Source organism: Bradyrhizobium sp. LMG 9283, from assembly GCF_045571415.1.
Lineage (GTDB): Bacteria > Pseudomonadota > Alphaproteobacteria > Rhizobiales > Xanthobacteraceae > Bradyrhizobium.
The window spans coordinates 3,803,410-3,820,398 of sequence record NZ_CP120691.1; the positions used below are offsets into that span (position 1 = coordinate 3,803,410).

At 63.3% G+C, this 16,989-nt stretch carries 26 protein-coding genes; all 26 read left to right on the forward strand.

What is annotated here, in order from left to right:
* The first annotated feature begins 101 nt into the window (after positions 1-101).
* The 26 genes from P6U29_RS17775 (at position 102) to rplO (ending at position 16,899) form a co-directional block, all read left to right on the forward strand.
* The gene (locus P6U29_RS17775) at positions 102-2,108 is read left to right on the forward strand and encodes an ABC transporter ATP-binding protein (RefSeq protein WP_407118763.1); all 2,007 of its coding nucleotides are present in this window, start codon (positions 102-104) and stop codon (positions 2,106-2,108) included.
* Positions 2,109-3,001: 893 nt separating this feature from the next.
* Complete coding sequence (gene rpsL, locus P6U29_RS17780) at positions 3,002-3,373, forward strand: 30S ribosomal protein S12 (protein ID WP_007603006.1); 372 nt, start codon at positions 3,002-3,004, stop codon at positions 3,371-3,373.
* Positions 3,374-3,388: 15 nt separating this feature from the next.
* The gene (gene rpsG, locus P6U29_RS17785) at positions 3,389-3,859 is read left to right on the forward strand and encodes a 30S ribosomal protein S7 (protein WP_018647239.1); all 471 of its coding nucleotides are present in this window, start codon (positions 3,389-3,391) and stop codon (positions 3,857-3,859) included.
* A gap of 33 nt (positions 3,860-3,892) precedes the next feature.
* Positions 3,893-5,965, forward strand: coding sequence for an elongation factor G (fusA, locus tag P6U29_RS17790; RefSeq protein WP_122402694.1), 2,073 nt, complete (start codon positions 3,893-3,895; stop codon positions 5,963-5,965).
* Between the two features lie 40 nt (positions 5,966-6,005).
* Entirely contained in the window at positions 6,006-7,196 is a 1,191-nt protein-coding gene (tuf, locus tag P6U29_RS17795; RefSeq protein ID WP_027574053.1) for an elongation factor Tu, read from the forward strand.
* A gap of 81 nt (positions 7,197-7,277) precedes the next feature.
* Positions 7,278-7,586 (forward strand): 30S ribosomal protein S10, encoded by a 309-nt coding sequence (gene rpsJ, locus P6U29_RS17800; protein WP_002712302.1) that lies wholly within the window; start codon positions 7,278-7,280, stop codon positions 7,584-7,586.
* Between the two features lie 52 nt (positions 7,587-7,638).
* Positions 7,639-8,352 (forward strand): 50S ribosomal protein L3, encoded by a 714-nt coding sequence (gene rplC, locus P6U29_RS17805; RefSeq protein WP_407118764.1) that lies wholly within the window; start codon positions 7,639-7,641, stop codon positions 8,350-8,352.
* 1 nt (position 8,353) lies between these two features.
* Positions 8,354-8,974 (forward strand): 50S ribosomal protein L4, encoded by a 621-nt coding sequence (gene rplD / locus P6U29_RS17810; RefSeq protein ID WP_091894751.1) that lies wholly within the window; start codon positions 8,354-8,356, stop codon positions 8,972-8,974.
* A complete protein-coding gene (locus tag P6U29_RS17815; protein ID WP_025036992.1) occupies positions 8,971-9,273 on the forward strand; it encodes a 50S ribosomal protein L23 in 303 nt (100 codons plus the stop codon). The genes rplD and P6U29_RS17815 overlap by 4 nt, the downstream gene beginning before the upstream one ends.
* A gap of 12 nt (positions 9,274-9,285) precedes the next feature.
* Positions 9,286-10,119: a 50S ribosomal protein L2 gene (rplB, locus tag P6U29_RS17820; protein WP_407118765.1), complete on the forward strand. Its 834-nt coding sequence runs from the start codon at positions 9,286-9,288 to the stop codon at positions 10,117-10,119.
* 12 nt (positions 10,120-10,131) lie between these two features.
* On the forward strand, positions 10,132-10,410 hold the full coding sequence (gene rpsS, locus P6U29_RS17825; RefSeq protein WP_008136357.1) for a 30S ribosomal protein S19: 279 nt from the start codon (positions 10,132-10,134) through the stop codon (positions 10,408-10,410).
* Between the two features lie 10 nt (positions 10,411-10,420).
* Positions 10,421-10,807, forward strand: a complete 387-nt coding sequence (gene rplV, locus P6U29_RS17830) for a 50S ribosomal protein L22 (protein WP_008549264.1) — start codon at positions 10,421-10,423, stop codon at positions 10,805-10,807.
* Between the two features lie 17 nt (positions 10,808-10,824).
* Positions 10,825-11,550 carry a 30S ribosomal protein S3 gene (gene rpsC / locus P6U29_RS17835; RefSeq protein ID WP_130212057.1) on the forward strand — a complete coding sequence of 242 codons (726 nt, stop codon included), beginning with the start codon at positions 10,825-10,827 and terminating at the stop codon, positions 11,548-11,550.
* 30 nt (positions 11,551-11,580) lie between these two features.
* Positions 11,581-11,994 carry a 50S ribosomal protein L16 gene (gene rplP, locus P6U29_RS17840; RefSeq protein ID WP_008136349.1) on the forward strand — a complete coding sequence of 138 codons (414 nt, stop codon included), beginning with the start codon at positions 11,581-11,583 and terminating at the stop codon, positions 11,992-11,994.
* Between the two features lie 5 nt (positions 11,995-11,999).
* Entirely contained in the window at positions 12,000-12,206 is a 207-nt protein-coding gene (rpmC, locus tag P6U29_RS17845; RefSeq protein WP_011088144.1) for a 50S ribosomal protein L29, read from the forward strand.
* A gap of 13 nt (positions 12,207-12,219) precedes the next feature.
* Positions 12,220-12,468 carry a 30S ribosomal protein S17 gene (gene rpsQ / locus P6U29_RS17850; protein ID WP_024342452.1) on the forward strand — a complete coding sequence of 83 codons (249 nt, stop codon included), beginning with the start codon at positions 12,220-12,222 and terminating at the stop codon, positions 12,466-12,468.
* A gap of 84 nt (positions 12,469-12,552) precedes the next feature.
* Positions 12,553-12,921 carry a 50S ribosomal protein L14 gene (gene rplN / locus P6U29_RS17855; RefSeq protein ID WP_007603030.1) on the forward strand — a complete coding sequence of 123 codons (369 nt, stop codon included), beginning with the start codon at positions 12,553-12,555 and terminating at the stop codon, positions 12,919-12,921.
* The gene (gene rplX, locus P6U29_RS17860; protein WP_122402697.1) at positions 12,921-13,235 is read left to right on the forward strand and encodes a 50S ribosomal protein L24; all 315 of its coding nucleotides are present in this window, start codon (positions 12,921-12,923) and stop codon (positions 13,233-13,235) included. Before rplN ends, rplX begins: the two co-directional genes overlap by 1 nt.
* Positions 13,228-13,785: a 50S ribosomal protein L5 gene (gene rplE / locus P6U29_RS17865; protein WP_036017455.1), complete on the forward strand. Its 558-nt coding sequence runs from the start codon at positions 13,228-13,230 to the stop codon at positions 13,783-13,785. The genes rplX and rplE overlap by 8 nt, the downstream gene beginning before the upstream one ends.
* Before the next feature lie 46 nt (positions 13,786-13,831).
* Positions 13,832-14,137 carry a 30S ribosomal protein S14 gene (gene rpsN, locus P6U29_RS17870; protein ID WP_122402699.1) on the forward strand — a complete coding sequence of 102 codons (306 nt, stop codon included), beginning with the start codon at positions 13,832-13,834 and terminating at the stop codon, positions 14,135-14,137.
* 14 nt (positions 14,138-14,151) lie between these two features.
* A complete protein-coding gene (gene rpsH, locus P6U29_RS17875) occupies positions 14,152-14,550 on the forward strand; it encodes a 30S ribosomal protein S8 (protein WP_024342456.1) in 399 nt (132 codons plus the stop codon).
* Positions 14,551-14,566: 16 nt separating this feature from the next.
* Positions 14,567-15,100 carry a 50S ribosomal protein L6 gene (gene rplF, locus P6U29_RS17880; protein WP_407118766.1) on the forward strand — a complete coding sequence of 178 codons (534 nt, stop codon included), beginning with the start codon at positions 14,567-14,569 and terminating at the stop codon, positions 15,098-15,100.
* 11 nt (positions 15,101-15,111) lie between these two features.
* Positions 15,112-15,474, forward strand: a complete 363-nt coding sequence (gene rplR, locus P6U29_RS17885) for a 50S ribosomal protein L18 (RefSeq protein ID WP_260371160.1) — start codon at positions 15,112-15,114, stop codon at positions 15,472-15,474.
* 47 nt (positions 15,475-15,521) lie between these two features.
* On the forward strand, positions 15,522-16,118 hold the full coding sequence (gene rpsE / locus P6U29_RS17890) for a 30S ribosomal protein S5 (protein WP_014494507.1): 597 nt from the start codon (positions 15,522-15,524) through the stop codon (positions 16,116-16,118).
* A gap of 25 nt (positions 16,119-16,143) precedes the next feature.
* Complete coding sequence (gene rpmD / locus P6U29_RS17895) at positions 16,144-16,338, forward strand: 50S ribosomal protein L30 (protein ID WP_027574064.1); 195 nt, start codon at positions 16,144-16,146, stop codon at positions 16,336-16,338.
* Positions 16,339-16,413: 75 nt separating this feature from the next.
* Entirely contained in the window at positions 16,414-16,899 is a 486-nt protein-coding gene (gene rplO, locus P6U29_RS17900; RefSeq protein ID WP_407118767.1) for a 50S ribosomal protein L15, read from the forward strand.
* Positions 16,900-16,989 lie beyond the last annotated feature (90 nt).

Below are 16,989 nucleotides of genomic sequence, written 5' to 3' on the forward strand. Positions count from 1 at the left end.
TGCCGAATTCATCCTGATCGCATAGAATCGGTACAATAGCGGTTGCCGCTATTTTCTGGTTCTCTCTGCGGTCATGCCGGCCGTCAGCATCGGTTGGTTTCATGGCGTCCAAGCCCCTCCCGCCCGACAAACAGAAGCTCGCCGCGGAAGATGCGGCCGAGCTCGACGACAAGCTTGCCCTCGCCAAGCCGGACCTCGAAGACGACGAGGACGCCGAAGACCAGGAGGATGACGAGCTGGAGCTCGACGACGACGATGAGGACGAGGACCTCGTCGTCTTTACCGCGCGTGAAGCCGCCGGCGCGCTCGCGACCATCGTCGGGTTCGTCAAACCCTATCTCTCCAACTACAAGCGGATGCTGTCGTTCGTGGCATTCGGCGTCGTGGTCGAGACGTTGTTCAACGTCATCATGCCGCTGAGCCTCAAGTTCCTGATCGACGACGCGCTCGGCGAGGAGGATTTTCAGGCGCTCTATAAGATCCTCGGCGCGCTCGCCGTCGCCGGTATCTTCACTTCGATCGTTGCGGTCTGGTACGAGCGCTGGGACGCGCGGCTTGCCGCCTGCATCATCTCCGATGTCCGCAAGCGCCTGTTCGAGCACGTGCAGGACCTGCCGGCGGCGTATTTCGGCCGCACCAAGCGCGGCGAGATCCTGTCGCGCTTCTCGGTCGATCTCTCGGCCTTCGAAGGTTCGGTCAAGACCTTTGCTAACAGCGCCGCGCTGCCGTTCCTGGAATTGATCGCGGGCATCATCCTGATGGTGTTCCTCAATTGGCAGCTCGCTGTCGTCGCCCTGCTGGTGTTCCCAATCACCCTGATCGGCCCGCGGATCCTGACGCCCAAGGCCGTGCAGGCCAATTACGAGCAGAAGCTCAACGAGAGTGCGCTGCTCGGAATGGTGCAGGAGAACGTGGCGGCCCAGGCCGTGATCAAGGCGTTCAGCCTGCAGCGCAAGATGTTCGGCTTCTTCATCTTGCGCAACGACGAGACCCGCAACAAGATTGCCTCGGCCGCGTTCCTCTCGACCATGGTGGAGCGGACGGTCACCATCTCAGTGCTCCTCCTGCACCTCGTGGTGCTCGCGATCGGCGCCTATCTGGCGACCAAGGGCCAGATCACCATCGGCACCTTCGTCACCTTCGAGAGCGCGTTCTGGGAGGTCTCCTACAACATTGCCCATGTGATGCACTTCATCCCGGTGTCGATCTCCTCGGCCGCCGCGATCCGCCACATCCAGGAGCTGCTCGACGAGCCGACCCGCGGGGCGGATCGCCCCGGCGCTCCCGATCTGCCGCGCATCACCAACGACATTAATTTCGATCACGTCACCTTCCAGTACGAGGGCAGTCAGACGCCGGTGCTGGACAATCTCAGCCTCAAGCTCAAGGCCGGCAAGCGCATCGCCATCGTCGGCCCTTCAGGCTCCGGCAAGAGCACGCTGCTCAATCTGATCCTGCGGCTCTACGTGCCCGACGAAGGCCGCGTCGCCATCGACGGCGTCGATGTCCGCAAGGTGACGCTGGATTCGCTGCGCCGAAGCATGGCGGTGGTGTTCCAGGAGAACATGCTGTTCAACATGTCGATCCGCGAGAACATCCGGCTCGGCAAGGAGGGGGCGACTGACGAAGAGGTGGAGGAGGCGGCCAAGAAGGCCGAGATCCACCGCTACATCATGAGCCTGCCGCAGCGATACGACACGCAGGTCGGCGAGCGCGGAGACACGCTGTCGGGTGGCCAGCGCCAGCGCATCGCGATCGCGCGTGCGATCATCCGTAATCCGTCCGTTCTGCTGCTGGACGAAGCCACCTCGGCCCTCGACCAGACTACGGAAGCCGCGATCAACCGCACGCTGCTGAAGCTCGCCAAGGGCCGCACCATGATCTGGTCGACCCACCGTCTGGCGTCGGTGGTCGAGATGGACGAGATCATCGTGATTTCAGGGGGCAGGGCGATCGAGCGCGGCTCCCATGCCGAGCTGCTCGCCAAGAACGGCACCTATCGCAAGCTGTGGAACGATCAGATCCACCAGCCGCATGGCGTGACGGCTCACGCCGACGACGACAGCGATGAGGACGATGAGGACGATGAGGACGACGAGGAGGAGTGACCGGAGGCGTTCGGCTCTGGGGAAACCGCCGTGGTCGATTCATGTCTTGTCTCGCAAGCACGCGAGGTCCTGCACCGAGTCGCCGATTCTCTGACGTAAGGCGTTCGGCCGACGCGAAGCCGCTGACTTTTTTCGATACGTGGCTTGGCGCATTGGCCCCGTGGATCGCCCACTACCATCGGAGTCCCAGCAACGCGGCACGCCGGACAAAGCTGGAAAGCCTGTCGCCAGCCGGCAGATTTGTGCACGGGCAGGAAAAAGCACTCACTTTGATAATAAAAATACATTTAGTCCGGGTATAATTCCCTTTCGGGCCTAGCAGATCGCAATCTTCGTTCCCATGTCGGATGGGCGCGCGTCGGCGGCCAAGAGGCTATTTCTGCTGGCGCCAGAAGCGCTTTGTGACTGTCGTTTCACCTTGACTTGACCGATTCTCACTTATAGAAAGCGCCTCACTTAACGACAGGCGGTGAGCATCGCCAGCGTCGGAACGGGCCACCCGTTGATCCCCAAGGACTAGATCCATAAGGGGTCGCTAAGGCGGGCACCAGCCTCGACGAATGCCGCTCAAACGCTGTCGATCATAGCTAGGCAATGCCAGTGCGACTTTAGTTCTCTTGAGCACGTTCTCTTGAGATCGAGTTCGGATGCATGACCTCAGTGCGCGGGCCGCGGCGTTACGCTGAACGGCCTCACTACTGCGGTCCTCTGTGGCGTCGAAGCGCTTTCCGCTCGTTGATGGAGCGGTTGGCGCGATTTCGCTTTGCGTGGGTTATTTCGCGCAAGGTGCCCCTCGGGCGGGTAGCTCGAACAGAATTTGCGGACCCGGTGACGGGCCGCGGCAAGACAGCGGACCCGAGAGGGGCCGCGGCAGAAAAAGGGTGAAGGCCAGAATGCCGACGATCAACCAGCTGATCGCTCAACCGCGGGAAGTGCAGAAGTCGCGCAAGAAGGTGCCGGCGCTGCAGCAATCGCCGCAGAAGCGTGGTGTTTGCACGCGCGTCTACACCACGACCCCGAAGAAGCCGAACTCGGCGCTTCGTAAGGTCGCCAAGGTGCGCCTGACCAACGGCTTCGAGGTGATCGGCTACATCCCCGGCGAGGGTCATAACCTCCAGGAGCACTCGGTGGTCATGATCCGCGGCGGCCGCGTCAAGGACTTGCCCGGCGTGCGCTACCACATCCTCCGCGGCGTACTGGATACCCAGGGCGTCAAGAACCGTAAGCAGCGTCGTTCGAAGTACGGCGCCAAGCGTCCGAAGTAAGCGGGAACCAAGCCTATGTCTCGTCGCCACTCTGCGGAAAAGCGCGAAGTTCTCCCGGATCCGAAGTTCGGGAACATCATCGTCACGAAGTTCATGAACTCGGTGATGTATGCCGGCAAGAAGTCGGTCGCCGAAGGTATCGTCTACGGCGCGTTCGGCATCATCGAATCCAAGACCAAGCAGAACCCGCTCGGTGTGTTCGAGCAGGCGCTCGAGAACGTCATGCCGACGATCGAGGTGCGCTCCCGCCGCGTCGGCGGCGCGACCTATCAGGTTCCGGTCGAGGTTCGCTCGACCCGCCGGCAGGCCTTGGGCATCCGCTGGCTGATCGCGGCTGCGCGCGAGCGCAACGAGAAGACGATGACCGAGCGGCTCTCGGCGGAGCTCTTGGACGCATCGAACAACCGGGGGAACGCCGTCAAGAAGCGCGAAGACGTGCACCGCATGGCGGAAGCCAACCGCGCCTTCTCGCACTATCGCTGGTAACGGCGAAACAAACGGACTCGCAAGGAACACTCTATGCCCCGCCAACATGCCATCGAGGACTACCGTAACTTCGGTATCATGGCGCATATCGACGCCGGCAAGACGACGACGACCGAGCGCATCCTCTATTACACCGGCAAGAGCCACAAGATCGGCGAAGTGCACGAAGGTGCCGCGACGATGGACTGGATGGAGCAGGAGCAGGAGCGTGGCATCACGATCACCTCGGCTGCGACCACCGCCTTCTGGAACGGCAAGCGCCTGAACATCATCGACACGCCCGGCCACGTCGACTTCACCATCGAAGTCGAGCGTTCTCTGCGTGTGCTCGACGGCGCCGTCTGCGTGCTCGACTCCAACCAGGGCGTCGAGCCCCAGACCGAGACCGTCTGGCGCCAGGGCGACAAGTACAAGGTTCCGCGCATTGTCTTCGCCAACAAGATGGACAAGATCGGCGCGGACTTCTTCAAGTGTCTGTCCGACATCGTCGATCGTCTGGGCGCCAAGCCCGTCGCGATCCAGCTGCCGATCGGCGCCGAGAACAACTTCAAGGGTCTCGTCGACCTCGTGAAGATGAAGGGCGTCGTTTGGAACGATGAATCGCTCGGCGCGAAGTTCGACTATGTCGACATTCCGGAAGACCTCGTCGACCAGGCCAAGGAATACCGCGAGAAGATGGTGGAAGCGGCCGTCGAGCTCGACGACGACGCCATGGCCGCTTACCTCGACGGCAAGGAGCCGGACGAGGCGACGCTGAAGCGCCTGATCCGCAAGGCGGTGCTGACCGGCGCGTTCTATCCCGTGCTGTGCGGCTCGGCCTTCAAGAACAAAGGCGTGCAGCCGCTGCTCGACGCCGTCGTCGACTATCTGCCGTCGCCGCTCGACGTGCCCGCGATCAAGGGCACCGACGACAAGGGCAACGAAGTCGTGCGCAAGGCTGACGACAAGGAGCCGCTGGCGCTGCTCGCGTTCAAGATCATGGACGACCCGTTCGTCGGCACGATCACCTTCTGCCGCATCTATTCCGGCATCCTGCAGAGCGGCACCGGCGTCGTGAACTCGACCCGCGAGAAGAAGGAGCGGATCGGGCGCATGCTGTTGATGCATGCGAACAACCGCGAGGACATCAAGGAGGCCTACGCCGGCGACATCGTCGCGCTGGCCGGCCTGAAGGAAGCGCGCACCGGTGACACGCTGTGCGATCCCGACCATCAGGTCATCCTCGAGAAGATGGAATTCCCCGAGCCGGTCATCGAGATCGCGATCGAGCCGAAGTCCAAGGCCGACCAGGAGAAGCTGGGCGTGGCGTTGGCCAAGCTCGCCGCGGAGGATCCGTCCTTCCGCGTGTCGACCGACCATGAGTCCGGCCAGACCATCCTCAAGGGCATGGGCGAACTCCATCTCGACATCAAGGTCGACATCCTCAAGCGTACCTACAAGGTCGACGCCAACATCGGCGCGCCGCAGGTGGCGTTCCGCGAGCGCATCACCAAGCGGGTGGAGCACAGCTACACCCACAAGAAGCAGACCGGCGGTACCGGCCAGTTCGCGGCCGTGTCGTTCATCGTCGAGCCGAACGAGCCCGGCAAGGGCTTCGAGTTCGAATCGAAGATCGTCGGCGGTGCGGTGCCGAAGGAATACATCCCCGGCGTCGAGAAGGGCCTGGAGAGCGTGCTGTCGTCCGGCGTGGTCGCGGGCTTCCCCGTGGTTGACGTCAAGGTGCAGCTCGTCGACGGCAAGTATCACGACGTCGACTCGTCGGCGCTCGCCTTCGAAATCGCTTCGCGCGCCTGCTTCCGCGAAGCGCTGCAGATGGGCAAGTCCGTCCTGCTCGAGCCGATCATGAAGGTCGAGGTGGTGACCCCGGAAGACTACACCGGCTCGGTCATCGGCGACCTGAATTCCCGGCGCGGCCAGATCCAGGGGCAGGACATGCGCGGCAATGCCAACGTCATCAATGCGATGGTGCCGCTCATGAACATGTTCGGTTACGTGAACAACCTGCGCTCCATGAGCCAGGGGCGCGCGACCTTCACCATGCAGTTCGACCACTACGCAGAAGCGCCGGCCAACGTGTCGGCAGAAGTCCAGAAGAAGTTTGCCTGATTATCGTCGGTCTCAAGCCGACGATTGAACGGAGAGTCAAATGGCCAAAGCAAAGTTTGAACGTACCAAGCCGCACTGCAACATCGGCACCATCGGTCACGTCGACCATGGCAAGACGTCGCTGACCGCGGCGATCACCAAGATCCTCGCCGAGACCGGCGGTGCGACGTTCACCGCGTACGATCAGATCGACAAGGCGCCGGAAGAGAAGGCGCGCGGCATCACCATCTCGACCGCGCACGTCGAGTACGAGACCACGAACCGCCACTACGCCCACGTCGACTGCCCCGGCCACGCCGACTACGTCAAGAACATGATCACCGGCGCCGCCCAGATGGACGGTGCGATCCTGGTCGTGTCGGCCGCTGACGGCCCGATGCCGCAGACCCGCGAGCACATCCTGCTCGCCCGCCAGGTCGGCGTGCCCGCGCTCGTCGTGTTCCTCAACAAGTGCGACATGGTCGACGATCCGGAGCTGCTCGAGCTCGTCGAGCTCGAAGTCCGCGAGCTGCTCTCGAAGTACGAATTCCCCGGCGACAAGATCCCGATCATCAAGGGTTCGGCGCTCGCCGCTCTCGAAGACTCCGACAAGAAGCTCGGCCACGACGCCATCCTCGAGCTGATGCGCAACGTCGACGAGTACATCCCGCAGCCGGAGCGTCCGATCGACCAGCCGTTCCTGATGCCGGTTGAAGACGTGTTCTCGATCTCGGGCCGCGGTACCGTCGTGACCGGTCGTGTCGAGCGCGGCGTCGTCAAGGTCGGCGAGGAAATCGAGATCGTCGGTCTGCGTGCGACCCAGAAGACCACCGTCACCGGCGTCGAAATGTTCCGCAAGCTGCTCGACCAGGGCCAGGCCGGCGACAACATCGGCGCGCTGCTCCGCGGCACCAAGCGCGAGGACGTCGAGCGCGGCCAGGTTCTGGCCAAGCCGGGTTCGGTCAAGCCGCACACCAAGTTCAAGGCTGAGGCCTACATCCTCACCAAGGAAGAGGGCGGTCGCCACACCCCGTTCTTCACCAACTACCGTCCGCAGTTCTACTTCCGCACCACCGACGTGACCGGTGTCGTGCACCTGCCGGAAGGCACCGAGATGGTGATGCCGGGCGACAACATCGCGATGGAAGTGCACCTGATCGTGCCGATCGCGATGGAAGAGAAGCTCCGCTTCGCGATCCGCGAAGGCGGCCGCACCGTCGGCGCCGGCGTCGTCGCCTCGATCATCGAGTAATTACGAGAAAAGGGACGGCGAGTAGCGAATGGTGACATTCGCTATTCGCTATTCGCCACCCACTGAAGAGAGACCACGGCAATGAACGGCCAAAACATTCGTATCCGTCTCAAAGCGTTCGACCATCGTATCCTCGATACGTCGACCCGCGAGATCGTGAACACGGCGAAGCGCACCGGCGCGCAGGTCCGCGGACCCATTCCGCTGCCCACCCGCATCGAGAAGTTCACCGTCAACCGTTCGCCCCACGTCGACAAGAAGAGCCGCGAACAGTTCGAGATGCGCACCCACAAGCGCCTGCTCGACATCGTCGATCCGACCCCGCAGACCGTCGATGCTTTGATGAAGCTCGACCTAGCCGCCGGTGTCGACGTCGAGATCAAGCTCTAAGATTTTGGATCCCGTTCGCCAAAAGCGGACAAAGAGAACAGGAAGCAAGCCGATGCGCTCCGGAGTGATCGCACAAAAGGTCGGGATGACGCGGGTCTTCACGGAGGCCGGCGAACATATCCCCGTGACCGTGCTGAAGCTCGGCAATTGCCAGGTCGTAGGCCACCGCACCGAAGAGAAGAACGGTTACGTCGCGCTCCAGCTCGGTTCGGGCAGCCGCAAGACCGTTTACATGCCCAAGGCCGAGCGCGGCCAGTTCGCGGTCGCCAAAGTCGAGCCGAAGCGCCAGGTCGAGGAATTCCGCGTCTCTGCGGATGCCATGATCCCGGTCGGCGCCGAGATCCAGGCCGACCACTTCGTCGTCGGCCAGTTCGTCGACGTCACGGGTACCTCGGTCGGTAAGGGCTTCGCCGGCGGCATGAAGCGCTGGAACTTCGGCGGTCTGCGCGCCACGCACGGTGTGTCGATCTCGCACCGCTCGATCGGTTCGACCGGTGGCCGTCAGGACCCCGGCAAGACCTGGAAGAACAAGAAGATGCCCGGCCACATGGGTGTCGATCGCATCACCACGCTCAACCTTCGCGTCGTCCAGACCGATGTCGAGCGCGGCCTGATCCTCGTCGAAGGCGCCGTTCCCGGCTCCAAGGGCGGTTGGATCCGCGTGCGCGATGCCGTCAAGAAGCCGCTGCCGAAGGAAGCTCCGAAGCCCGGCAAGTTCAAGGTTGCTGGCGACGCGGAAGCCGCTCCGGCTGCGCAGGAGGCGTGAGATGGAATTGAAGGTCACCACCCTCGAAGGTAAGGAAGCCGGCTCGGTCCAGCTCTCCGACGCCATTTTCGGCCTCGAGCCGCGCGAGGACATCATCGCGCGCTGCGTGCAGTGGCAGCTCAACAAGCGCCAGGCCGGCACGCACAAGGCCAAGGGTCGCGCCGAGATCTGGCGCACCGGCAAGAAGATGTACAAGCAGAAGGGCACCGGCGGTGCTCGTCACGGCTCGGCCCGCGTGCCGCAGTTCCGCGGTGGCGGCCGTGCCTTCGGTCCGGTGGTGCGTTCGCACGCCACCGACCTGCCGAAGAAGGTTCGCGCCCTGGCACTCAAGCATGCGCTCTCGGCCAAGGCCAAGGACGGCGATCTCGTCGTGATCGAGAAGGCCGCGCTCGAGACCGCCAAGACCAAGGCGTTGCTCGGCCACTTCTCGGGCCTCGGGCTCACCAACGCGCTGATCATCGATGGCGCCGAGCTCAACAACGGCTTCGCCGCCGCGGCTCGCAACATCCCGAACATGGACGTGCTGCCGATCCAGGGCATCAACGTCTATGACATCCTGCGCCGTCAGAAACTCGTTCTGACCAAGGCCGCCATCGATGCGCTGGAGGCGCGCTTCAAATGAGCAAGAACATCGAGCCTCGCCACTATGACGTGATCCTGTCGCCGGTCGTGACCGAAAAGGCGACGATCGCTTCGGAGCACAACAAGGTGCTGTTCAAGGTGGCCGCCAAGGCGACCAAGCCGCAGATCAAGGAAGCGATCGAGAAGCTGTTCGACGTCAAGGTCAAGAGCGTCAACACGCTGGTCCGCAAGGGCAAGGTCAAGGCCTTCCGCGGCACCATCGGCTCGCAGTCGAACAGCAAACGCGCGATCGTGACTCTCGAAGAGGGTCACCGGATCGACGTCACCACCGGTCTGTAAGGTCGTACGACGATGGCACTGAAGACATTCAATCCCACGACGCCGGGCCAGCGCCAGCTGGTCATGGTCGATCGTTCGGCCCTCTACAAGGGCAAGCCGCTCAAGGCGCTCACCGAGGGCAAGAAGTCCTCGGGCGGCCGCAACAATACCGGTCGCATCACCGTGCGTTTCCGCGGCGGTGGTCACAAGCAGACGCTGCGCACCGTCGACTTCAAGCGCGAGAAGGTCGACATTCCCGCGACCGTCGAGCGGCTGGAGTATGATCCGAACCGCACCGGCTTCATCGCCCTGATCAAGTATCAGGACGGCGAGCAGGCCTACATCCTGGCGCCGCAGCGCCTGGCCGTGGGTGACATCATCATCGCCGGCAACTATGTCGACGTGAAGCCGGGCAACGTCATGCCACTCGGCAACATGCCGGTCGGCACGATCATCCACAACATCGAGGTCAAGATCGGGAAGGGCGGCCAGCTCGCCCGTTCCGCCGGCACCTACGCCCAGCTCGTCGGTCGCGACCAGGATTACGTGATCATCCGCCTGAACTCGGGCGAGCAGCGCCTGGTGCACGGCCGTTGCCGCGGCACGATCGGCGCGGTGTCGAACCCGGATCACATGAACACCTCGATCGGCAAGGCCGGTCGCAAGCGTTGGATGGGCCGCAGGCCGCACAACCGCGGTGTCGCGATGAACCCGATCGACCATCCGCACGGCGGTGGTGAAGGTCGCACCTCGGGCGGTCGTCACCCGGTCACCCCGTGGGGCAAGCCGACCAAGGGTAAGAAGACCCGTACCAACAAGTCGACCAACAAATTCATTCTCCTAAGCCGCCACAAGCGGAAGAAGTAAGGAACGCCGGACATGGTTCGTTCAGTCTGGAAAGGCCCGTTCGTCGAGGGTTCTCTGCTCAAGAAGGCAGATGCCGCGCGCGCGTCCGGCCGTCACGACGTCATCAAGATCTGGAGCCGTCGCTCGACGATCCTGCCGCAGTTCGTCGGCCTGACCTTCGGCGTCTACAACGGTCAGAAGCACGTGCCGGTGGCCGTCAACGAGGAAATGGTCGGTCACAAGTTCGGCGAGTTCTCGCCGACCCGGACCTTCCATGGCCACTCCGGCGACAAGAAAGCCAAGAAGGCTTGAGGATTAAACGATGAGCAAACCTAAGCGCGAACGGAGCCTCGCCGACAACGAGGCCAAGGCGGTCGCCCGGATGCTGCGGGTGAGCCCGCAGAAGCTCAACCTGGTCGCCCAGCTCATTCGCGGCCGGAAGGCGTCTGCCGCGCTCGCCGACCTGCAGTTTTCGCGCAAGCGGATCGCGGTCGACGTGAAGAAGTGCCTGGAATCGGCTATCGCCAACGCCGAGAACAACCACGACCTCGATGTGGACGATCTCGTCGTGGCGCAGGCCTTCGTCGGCAACGGCCTCGTGATGAAGCGCTTTGCCGCTCGCGGCCGCGGCCGTTCGGGCCGTGTCTACAAACCGTTTTCGCAGCTGACGATCATCGTTCGTCAGGTCGAAGCTGAAGCCGCCGCTTAAGGGCGCAGGAGAACACGATGGGTCAAAAGATCAATCCGATCGGTCTGCGTCTCGGCATCAACCGGACCTGGGATTCCCGCTGGTTCGCCGGCAAGCAGGAATATGGCAAGCTGCTGCACGAGGACGTCAAGATCCGTGAGATCCTGCACAAGGAGCTCAAGCAGGCGGCCGTCGCCCGCATCGTGATCGAGCGTCCGCACAAGAAGTGCCGCGTCACCATCCACTCGGCCCGTCCGGGTGTGGTGATCGGCAAGAAGGGCGCGGACATCGACAAGCTGCGCAAGAAGGTCGCCGACATCACCTCGTCCGACGTCGTCATCAACATCGTCGAGATCCGGAAGCCGGAGCTCGATGCGACGCTGGTGGCGGAGTCGATCGCGCAGCAGCTCGAGCGCCGCGTGGCATTCCGCCGTGCCATGAAGCGCGCCGTGCAGTCGGCGATGCGCCTCGGTGCCGAGGGCATCCGCATCAACTGCTCGGGACGTCTCGGTGGTGCGGAAATCGCGCGCATGGAGTGGTACCGCGAAGGTCGCGTGCCGCTGCATACGCTGCGCGCCGACATCGACTACGGCGTCGCGACCGCGTTCACGACCTTCGGCACCTGCGGCGTCAAGGTCTGGATCTTCAAGGGCGAGATCCTCGAGCACGATCCGATGGCCCAGGACAAGAGAATGGCCGAGGGCGAGACGGGCGGCAGTGGTGATCGTGGTGGCCGGCAGCGCCGCGACGCGGCCGCAGCCTGAGCTGACCTGAGAATTTGAGGGCTTAAAGCCATGATGCAACCTAAGAAAACGAAGTTCCGGAAGGCGCATAAGGGCCGCATCCACGGCGTTGCGTCTTCGGGCGCGACGTTGGCGTTCGGCCAGTTCGGCCTGAAGGCAACCGAGCCTGAGCGCGTTACTGCGCGGCAGATCGAAGCCGCCCGTCGCGCGCTGACCCGTCACATGAAGCGCGCCGGCCGCGTCTGGATCCGCGTGTTCCCCGACGTTCCGGTGTCCAAGAAGCCGGCCGAAGTCCGCATGGGCTCCGGCAAGGGTTCGCCGGAATTGTGGGTCGCGCGCGTCAAGCCGGGCCGGGTGCTGTTCGAGATCGACGGCGTCAACACCCAGACGGCGCGTGAAGCGCTGACCCTGGCGGCCGCCAAGCTGCCGATCAAGACGCGCTTCGTCGAGCGCATTGCGGAGTAATGGCCATGGCCCAGATGAAGATCGAAGACATCCGCGCGATGAGCCCCGACCAGCAGGATGATGCCATCCTGAACCTGAAGAAGGAGCGCTTCAACCTGCGCTTCCAGCGCGCCACCGGGCAGCTCGAGAACACCTCGCGCCTGCGCGAGGCTCGCCGTGACATCGCCCGGATCAAGACCGTCGCCGCGCAGACGCGCGCGAAGAAGAAGTAAGAGGCTTACGAAGATGCCGAAACGTACTTTGCAGGGCGTGGTCGTCAGCGACAAGCAAGCCAAGACCATCGTGGTGCGCGTCGATCGCCGCTTCACGCACCCGATCTACAAGAAGACGATCCGCCGTTCGAAGAACTACCACGCGCACGATGAGAGCAACCAGTTCAAGCCGGGCGACATGGTGTGGATCGAGGAAACGAAGCCGATTTCGAAGTTGAAGCGCTGGGTCGTGATCCGGGGCGAACACAAGAAAAGCGCCTGATCTGTTGGCTTTAGCCGACTGACTTCAGGGAAATGTTGAGCGCCGGCTGGGCTGGCGCAAAGAGAAAGAGGACGAGGTGCATCAATGATTCAGATGCAGACCAACCTCGACGTGGCCGACAATTCTGGCGCACGCCGTGTCATGTGTATCAAGGTGCTTGGGGGCTCCAAGCGCCGCTACGCCACGATCGGCGACATCATCGTCGTTTCGATCAAGGAAGCTATCCCGCGTGGCAAGGTGAAGAAGGGCGACGTGATGAAAGCCGTCGTGGTGCGCGTCCGCAAGGACATCCGCCGCGCCGACGGTTCGGTCATCCGCTTCGACCGCAATGCCGCCGTCTTGATCAACAACCAGTCCGAGCCGGTCGGCACCCGTATCTTCGGGCCCGTGCCGCGCGAGCTGCGCGCCAAGAACCACATGAAGATCATCTCGCTCGCGCCGGAGGTGCTGTGATGGCTGCGAAGATCCGCAAGGGCGACAAGGTCGTCGTGCTGACCGGCCGCGACAAGGGCCGCACCGGCGAAGTGTTCGAGGTTCGTCCCGACGCCGGTACCGCGCTCGTGCGCGGCATCAACATGGTCAAGCGTCACCAGAAGCAGACGCAGGCCCAGGAGGGCGGCATCATCTCGAAAGAGGCGCCGATCCACCTGTCGAACATCGCGTATGTCGGCAAGGACGGAAAGCCGACCCGCATCGGATTCAAGATTCTGGCGGACGGCAAGAAGGTTCGCATCGCCAAGAGCTCGGGAGCTGAGATCGATGGCTGAGGCCGCTTACACACCGCGCCTGCGCGCGGAATATGACGCGAAGATCCGCACGGCTCTGACCGAGAAGTTCGGTTACGAGAACGTCATGCAGGTTCCGCGCCTGGACAAGGTCGTGCTGAACATGGGCGTTGGCGATTCGGTCAACGACCGCAAGAAAGCCGAGACCGCGGCTGCCGAATTGACCCAGATCGCCGGCCAGAAGGCGATCGTGACCTATTCGCGCATCGCGATCGCAACCTTCAAGCTGCGTGAGAACCAGCCGATCGGCTGCAAGGTCACGCTGCGCAAGGCCCGCATGTACGAGTTCATCGATCGCCTGGTGAATGTCGCGCTGCCGCGCGTCCGCGACTTCCGCGGCCTGAACCCGAAGAGCTTCGACGGCCGCGGTAACTACTCGCTCGGCATCAAGGAGCACATCATTTTCCCCGAGATCGACTTCGACAAGGTCGCGGAAGCCCGCGGTATGGACATTACCGTCTGCACCACGGCCAAGACCGACGAAGAGGCGAGGGCCTTGTTGACCGCTTTCAATTTCCCGTTCCGGCAGTGAGACGCTGACCTAGAGCTTCTCAAACGCGGATACCCAGGAGCCAAGCATGGCAAAGAAGAGTTCAGTCGAGAAGAACAACCGGCGCAAGCGGATGGTGAAGAACGCCGCCGCCAAGCGCGAGCGGTTGAAGGCGATCATCGCCGACAAGACGCTGCCGATGGAGGAGCGGTTCGCCGCGACCCTGAAGCTGGCGGAAATGCCGCGCAACTCGTCGGCGACCCGCATCCGCATGCGTTGCGAGCTGTCGGGCCGTCCGCGCTCGAACTACCGCAAGAACAAGCTGTCCCGTATCGCGCTGCGCGACCTTGGCTCCAAGGGCATGGTCCCGGGCCTCGTGAAGTCCAGCTGGTAAGGAGGGTCGTTTAGATGTCTACGCACGATCCAATCAGCGATCTGATCACCCGTATCCGTAATGCGCAGATGCGTTCGAAGACCAAGGTCTCCACGCCTGGCTCGAAGATGCGCGAGAACGTGCTCGAGGTTCTGAAGGCCGAGGGCTACATCCGCGGCTACGCCACGCTCGAGCATTCCTCGGGCCGCAGCGAGATCGAGATCGAGCTGAAGTATTTCGACGGTGAGCCCGTCATCCGCGAGATTGAACGCGTTTCCAAGCCCGGGCGCCGCGTCTACGCCTCGGTGAAGAACCTGCCGCGGGTGAACAACGGACTCGGCATTTCGGTGTTGTCGACGCCGAAGGGGATCATGGCCGACCACAGCGCGCGCGACGCGAATGTGGGCGGTGAAGTCCTCTTCACGGTGTTCTGAGAAGGATTTTCGATCCATGTCACGTGTTGGCAAGAAGCCTGTGACGGTGCCGTCGGGCGTTACCGCGACCGTCGACGGCCAGACCGTCAAGATGAAGGGGCCGAAGGGCCAGCTTCAGTTCATCGTCCACGACGAGGTCGAGGTGAAGCTCGAGAACGGCCAGATCAAGGTCAAGCCGCGGGCCGAGACCAACCGCGCGCGGGCGCTGTACGGCACCGCTCGCGCCCAGGTCGCGAATCTGGTCGAAGGCGTCACCAAGGGCTTCGAGAAGAAGCTCGAGATCACCGGCGTCGGCTATCGTGCCGCGATGCAGGGCAAGAACCTGCAGCTCGCGCTCGGCTATAGCCATGACGTGATCTATCCGATCCCTGAGGGGATCACGATCACCGTGCCGAAGCCCACCGAGATCACGGTGGCGGGCAGCGACGTCCAGCGCGTCGGTCAGGTCGCCGCCGAGATCCGCGCCTACCGTCCGCCGGAGCCCTACAAGGGCAAGGGCGTGAAGTACGTTGGCGAATTCATCTTCCGCAAGGAAGGCAAGAAGAAGTAACGGAGCCGGTCATGTCGAAAGCCAAGGTTACGAATGCCCGGCGCAAGCGGAGTGTGCGGCTGAAGCTGCGCCGTTCCGCCGGCGGCCGTCCGCGTCTGTCGGTGTTCCGCTCGTCCAAGCACATCTACGCCCAGGTCATCGACGACCTGAAGGGCGAGACGCTGGCCTCTGCCTCGTCGCTCGAGAAGTCGATGCGCGACGGCGGCAAGACCGGTGCCGACATCGATGCGGCGAAGGCGGTCGGCAAGTTGCTGGCCGAGCGCGCGGTCGAGAAGGGCGTCAAGGAAGTCGTGTTCGATCGCGGCGGCTATCTCTATCACGGGCGCGTCAAGGCTCTGGCCGACGCGGCGCGTGAGAGCGGGCTGAGCTTCTAACAGAATTTGAGGATTGGGGCGTAAGCCTCTGAAGGATTGGAAAAACCATGGCAGCTGAACGCGAACAACGTGGTGGACGCGATCAACGCGGCGGCGGACGTGAACGCAGGGAGCGCGAGGAGCGCGACAGCGAGTTCGTCGACAAGCTCGTCCACATCAACCGCGTGGCCAAGGTCGTCAAGGGCGGCAAGCGCTTCGGTTTCGCAGCGCTGGTCGTGATCGGCGACCAGAAGGGCCGCGCCGGCTTCGGTCACGGCAAGGCGCGCGAAGTGCCTGAGGCGATCCGCAAGGCGACCGAGTCCGCCAAGCGCAACCTGACGCGCGTGTCGCTGCGCGAGGGCCGCACGCTCCATCACGACATCGCCGGCCGTCATGGCGCGGGCCGTGTCTACCTGCGTGCAGCTCCGGCCGGTACCGGCATCATCGCCGGCGGCCCGATGCGCGCCGTGTTCGAGACGCTCGGCGTCCAGGACGTCGTGGCGAAGTCGATCGGCTCGTCGAACCCGTACAACATGGTGCGCGCGACGTTCGACGCGCTGAAGCACCAGGATTCGCCGCGTTCGGTCGCAGCCCGCCGCAACATCAAGGTGTCCACCCTCCAGTCCCGTCGTATCGGCGGCGATGCCGAGGCGGCCGCCGACTAACGGAAGCTTTTCGGAGTAGACTCCCATGGCCAAGGCCGCAAAGACGATCAAGGTCGAGCAGACCGGCAGCGCGATCCGCCGCCATCACTCGCAGCGCTCGACCCTGATCGGGCTCAAGCTCAACAAGATCGGCCGCACCAGCGAACTGCCGGACACTCCGGCGGTCCGCGGCATGATCGAGAAGGTTCACCATCTCGTCCGCATCGTCGACGAGAAGTAAGCAAAGGCGCACGGTCCCGAAAAGCGGGAAGCGGTTTTCGGTGAAGATCGTGCGCAAGACACAAGGAGAAGGGCGATGAAGCTCAGCGATATCGCCGACAACGCCGGCTCGCGCAAAAAGCGTATGCGCGTCGGCCGCGGCATCGGTTCCGGCAAGGGCAAGCAGTCCGGCCGCGGCGGCAAGGGCCAGACCGCGCGTTCGGGCGTGCGCATCAAGGGTTTCGAAGGCGGCCAGATGCCGATGCATCGCCGTCTGCCCAAGCGCGGCTTCAACAACATCTTCCGCGTCGAGTTCGCCGAGATCAATCTCGACCGGCTCCAGGAAGCGGTCGATGCCAAGAAGATCGACGCCGGCAGCGTCGTCAACGTCGAAGCCCTGGTCAAGGGTGGCGTGCTGCGCCGCGCCAAGGCCGGCCTGCGGCTGCTCGGCCGGGGCGAGCTCAAGTCCAAGCTCAACATCGAAGTGCACGGCGCCAGCAAGACCGCGATCGCGGCGGTCGAGAAGGCCGGCGGCTCGGTGAAGATCCTCGCTCAGCCCAAGGCAGAAGGCGAGGCGGCGTAACAACTGCGTCATTGGCCCGCGGCGCGCGGGCCTTTACGCATGCGGGACGTGGACTTATCGAAGCCGAGCCCCAGATAATGTCCGGCGTCC